Here is a 4,429-nt window from a genome sequence, read left to right on the forward strand (position 1 = left end):
ATCTGGAATATCAAAATCAGGATCCTGCCAGTTTTCCTCCAATTTATTGAATAATACTTCGAGCAAGGCTTCGTCCTGGGGCGCCAGGCTCAAAAAATTCCTGTCTTTGTCTTGAAAATAATCCCTTGACATGAGTTCCTTAACTGGTGAGGTAACAGATATCCGGAAGTTCCTGGCGATTGCACACATGGTGCCCGCCAATTGTATTGTATCACCAAATAATTTGTTACTCTTTTCAACAGGTTCACCAGCATTAATACCAATCCTGAATTCAAGAGACTCCGCATCGGCATCCTGCATTTCCTTTTGAATCGCCAGCGAACAAGAAACTGCTTTGCCTGCTGAAGCAAAGGAAATTATAAACCCGATTCCACCATGCTCGACTTCACGGCCGTTATATTGTGCAATGTTTTTCCTTATAATGTTATCATGCAGGGTTAACAGCTCATTTGCCTTTTCAATGCCGTATTTATGTTGCAACAATACCGGGTCAGCGGTTTTTGTTACCACGAGAATGCGAAACGAAGGATCCCTGAAAACTTTCAGGCCTTCTTCAGAAGCTCCTGCATCTTCCGGATCATAGATCCTGCCTAAAAAGGATTCTACCAATTCACTTCTTACTTCAATGATTTTATTCGGGATGAGCCCATGGGCTTTGTTGTGCATTTCCTCCACGGACTGGCGGTCCGGAGCTTCAATTAGGCAAAATATAGTTTCCCGCTTTTCGTCTATCCAGTAGGTCATGGCTTTACAGCCATATTCTTCCTGGTGAAGGAGATCTTTCTGATGAGCTTCAGCGACATCCCTCGCTTTTACGCCGGGAACATTGTGTACATCCATGTAAATAGGCATGGCTCTTCGTTAGTTCATGAAGTTAATAATTTTTAAGCCGGCTGACCAAGTTTCCATGTTGGCTCTTGTGAACGCTAATTATGATGAATGGCCCCTTTAAATTTCATTTAATTGGATATTTTTATTATACTACCTGGTAGAAACCAAACCTGTGGTACAATTTGTATGGTAAAGAATCTTTTGCTTGTTGCACTCCGCAATTTCAAAAAAGACAAATGGTATAGTCTCCTGAATATCCTGGGACTGACCATTGGAATAACCTTTGGGATGTTCCTGATTTTTTATATAAAAGATGAATTAAGCTTCGATAAACACTTTCCGAACGCTGAAAGGATTTTCCGGATAAATTCCATCATCAAGGAAGCAGACAGGGATACCATGCGGTGGGCAATAGCCCCGTTCCCGGCAGGACCAGCACTGGCAAACGATTACCCCGAAGTGGAAGAAGCTGTCAGGTTTGTGAACAGCGGGCGGACCATGTTTAAAAACGGGGGCACAAGACTTTACGAAGAGAAAGTATTCTTTGCCGACAGTAATGTTTTCCGTGTTTTTCAATGTAGGTTTATAGAAGGCAACCCCCAAACCGCTTTGCAGGAACCGAACACGTTAGTGCTCTCCGAATCATCAGCCATCAAGTTTTTCGGGAATAATAAGAAATATCTCGGCAAAACGCTGGAGAACGTAAATGGTAAATTGTACAAAGTAACGGGCGTCATAAAAGACATACCCAAAAACTCCCATTTCCTTTTCAACATACTTGCTTCAAGGAATACGTTGCCGGCTGATTTCGGGAATAACTGGGGTAGTTTTGATTTCTACACTTACGTTTTGTTGAAGCCTGGCACATCGGCGGCAGCTTTTACCAATAAGATGAAACCGATGTATGATAAATATCTCGCTTCGATATTTACGCAGTACAATATAAAAATCAGGTTCGAAGCGCAACCGATCACATCCATCCATCTTCATTCTACAACTGTCAACGAACCTGAAGAAGTCGGCAGCATGTCATACATCTATATATTTTCGGCCGTCGCGTTTTTCATGCTGCTGATCGCCTGCATCAATTATATGAATCTCACAACAGCCAGGTCTGCGAGGAGAGCAAAAGAAATAGGTATCAGGAAAGTGACCGGCTCAAACAAAACGCAACTGGTACTTCAATTCCTGATAGAATCCACGCTTACGGCTTTTGTAGCGCTGTTGATCAGCATTGGGCTAATAGCTATCTTCCTGCCTATGTTCAACAATATAGCCGGGAAGTTTATTTCGTTCTGGACTTTATTCAAACCGGATACCATCCTGATATTACTGGCCGTAGTTCTTTTTGTTGGACTAGTTGGCGGCAGTTACCCTGCATTCTATTTATCGAAGTTTAACCCGGTCAGTGTTTTAAAAGGCAGCTTATCCAAGGGTTCAAGCAATGTGAACTTAAGACGGACACTGGTAGTGATTCAGTTTTCTATTTCAATGATAATGCTGATCTGTACCTGGGTTGTATATGGCCAACTTAATTACCTGAGAAATAAAGACCTGGGGTTTGATAAGTCGCATGTGTTAACCGCATCTGCCATAACAGACAGGAACATCCGAAGCTCCGTTCTCTCATTCAAGAACGAGATGCGAAAAAATCCGAATGTAATTTCTGCCAGCACTTCCAATGGTGTACCAGGTTCGGGAATCAGCTTCAATTTATTTTCGGTTGAAACAAAAGACGGGTATGTTGACAAAGGCGTTGACGTATATAGCGCAGATGAAGATTACCTGAAAACACTTGGAATCAAAATTGTAAAAGGAAGAAACTTCTCAGGTCTGGCCGATACATTGCACAGCATTCTGGTAAATGAAAAACTGGCCAAAGAGTTTGGCTGGGGTGAGAACTCTCTCGGGAAACGGGTAAAATTCCCCGGCGACACTTCCGGTAATTTCCTCGAGGTTATTGGCGTGGTACGCGATTTCAACCAGAAGTCCCTTTACAATGAAATTGCCCCACTGATCCTCGTATACAGTCCGAACAGCAACCTTATCCAGCTTAAATTACGTGGCGGAGATATATCCTCTGCCATCGCCGGCATCGAAACCACCTGGAAAAATACATTCCCGGATATACCATTCCAGTATACATTTCTCGATCAGGATTTTGACAGCCAGTATGCTGCTGACCAGAAGCGCGGAAAAATATTTACTGCATTCTCTGTATTAACCATCCTGATTACCTGTCTCGGGCTGTTGGGACTGATTGCATTCACCACCGAACAGCGGCAAAAAGAAATCAGTATCCGGAAGGTATTGGGAGCAAGTGTCGGAGAGATTATTCCTTTGGTTACAAAAAACTTTGTCCTGCTGGTTGGTTTGTCATGTATCATCGCATTCCCGGTTGCAGCCTATTTTATGTCGAAGTGGCTGAAGATCTTCCCTTACAATACTGGGTTGGGAATCAGCCCGTTTGTTTTGTCGCTGCTGGCAGTATTAAGTATTACCCTGCTTACGGTCATCTTCCATACCATAAAAGCAGCATTGGCGAACCCGGTCAGTAGTTTGCGGAGCGAGTAAGCAGCTACGGAAAAAGAGACGGATTGCCCCAAGCAACTATTCTGTAGACATGCATGTCAGGCAAAACATGAGAAAAACATACTATATCATCTGCCTTATGGCAGGACTAACTGCTATTACAGGATGTAAAAAAGACAATTCCCCTGCGACAAACGGCCTGTTGCGGGTTTTCAACGCCACTCCCTGGACATTTTATGATTGTACCGTTAAACTACCTGGCACGCAACAAGATAACCCTGGAGCCAATACTCATAACTTTGGACCAGTAGAGGCAGATGCAAAGACCCACTATAGACAATTCAGTATATTGTATTCCTACGCAGCCATCAGCCTCACAATGAATAACCAGACTTACACTATCCAGCCTATTGATTATGTAGGTGAGAACCCGTTAAAAAGTGGTCGGTATACATACAAACTAACATACGACTCAACGAACGACCAGATTAACCTGGAGCTACTACGGGATTGAATCTTTGCAGGGCAGAATTTACCAGGGAATAAAAACAAAAAAGCCCGCAAAACAAACTGTCTTACGGGCTTTGCCCACCGAAGCTTTAGCGTAGGTGGGCGGCCCAACTACGCTAAAGCTTCGTTGGGCGAGGGTGGAGTTTCTGAACGTTTGCCCACCGTAGCCTTGGCGTAGGTGGGCGAAGTGGAGCTGGAGGGAGTCGAACCTACCCTACAACTTATTAGTTACCAATCTATTATAATTCGCAAATTCAAATAACTCAATGAATCATTCACTAATCTTAGCCAAACATAAAGCTAGGTAAAAATGTGCAAAGACGCCATATTTCATTTCGCCAATCTATTACTTACAACATTCTAAGCCTTGCCATGAATCTTCAATATATATTTTAACAAGTACTAAAGCAATTTGCTTTTAACTTTTAAGTTTACTTCTATCAATCTTTCCAGCCTCGACGATGAAAGGTTAACCTAATTCGCTTGGAGTTTAGGTAATAGATAACCTGGTTTATTAATTGCCGGAATAAGTATCCTTTAGTAAATAAAACCCTTG

At 42.8% G+C, this 4,429-nt stretch carries 3 protein-coding genes; 2 read left to right on the top strand and 1 reads right to left on the bottom strand.

Annotated elements, in window-relative coordinates; translation table 11 throughout:
• On the bottom strand, positions 1-852 hold an 852-nt coding region (locus tag OI18_RS22500; protein ID WP_052273499.1), incomplete at its 3' end, for a nickel-binding protein.
• A 165-nt stretch (positions 853-1,017) separates the two neighbouring features.
• On the opposite strand from OI18_RS22500, the gene OI18_RS22505 reads away from it, so the two are divergent.
• Positions 1,018-3,405: an ABC transporter permease gene (locus OI18_RS22505; protein ID WP_039144316.1), complete on the top strand. Its 2,388-nt coding sequence runs from the start codon at positions 1,018-1,020 to the stop codon at positions 3,403-3,405.
• Positions 3,406-3,472: 67 nt separating this feature from the next.
• Positions 3,473-3,877 (top strand): hypothetical protein, encoded by a 405-nt coding sequence (locus tag OI18_RS22510; RefSeq protein ID WP_152616943.1) that lies wholly within the window; start codon positions 3,473-3,475, stop codon positions 3,875-3,877.
• The last annotated feature ends 552 nt before the right edge of the window (positions 3,878-4,429 follow it).

The sequence above is a fragment of the Flavihumibacter solisilvae genome, from assembly GCF_000814475.1.
Lineage (GTDB): Bacteria > Bacteroidota > Bacteroidia > Chitinophagales > Chitinophagaceae > Flavihumibacter > Flavihumibacter solisilvae.

What these genes read in the sequence shown, in the direction of transcription:
- OI18_RS22510 (WP_152616943.1), top strand. Translation starts at nt 3,473, where the DNA reads ATGAGAAAAACATACTATATCATCTGCCTTATGGCAGGACTAACTGCT.
- OI18_RS22505 (WP_039144316.1), top strand. Translation starts at nt 1,018, where the DNA reads ATGGTAAAGAATCTTTTGCTTGTTGCACTCCGCAATTTCAAAAAAGAC.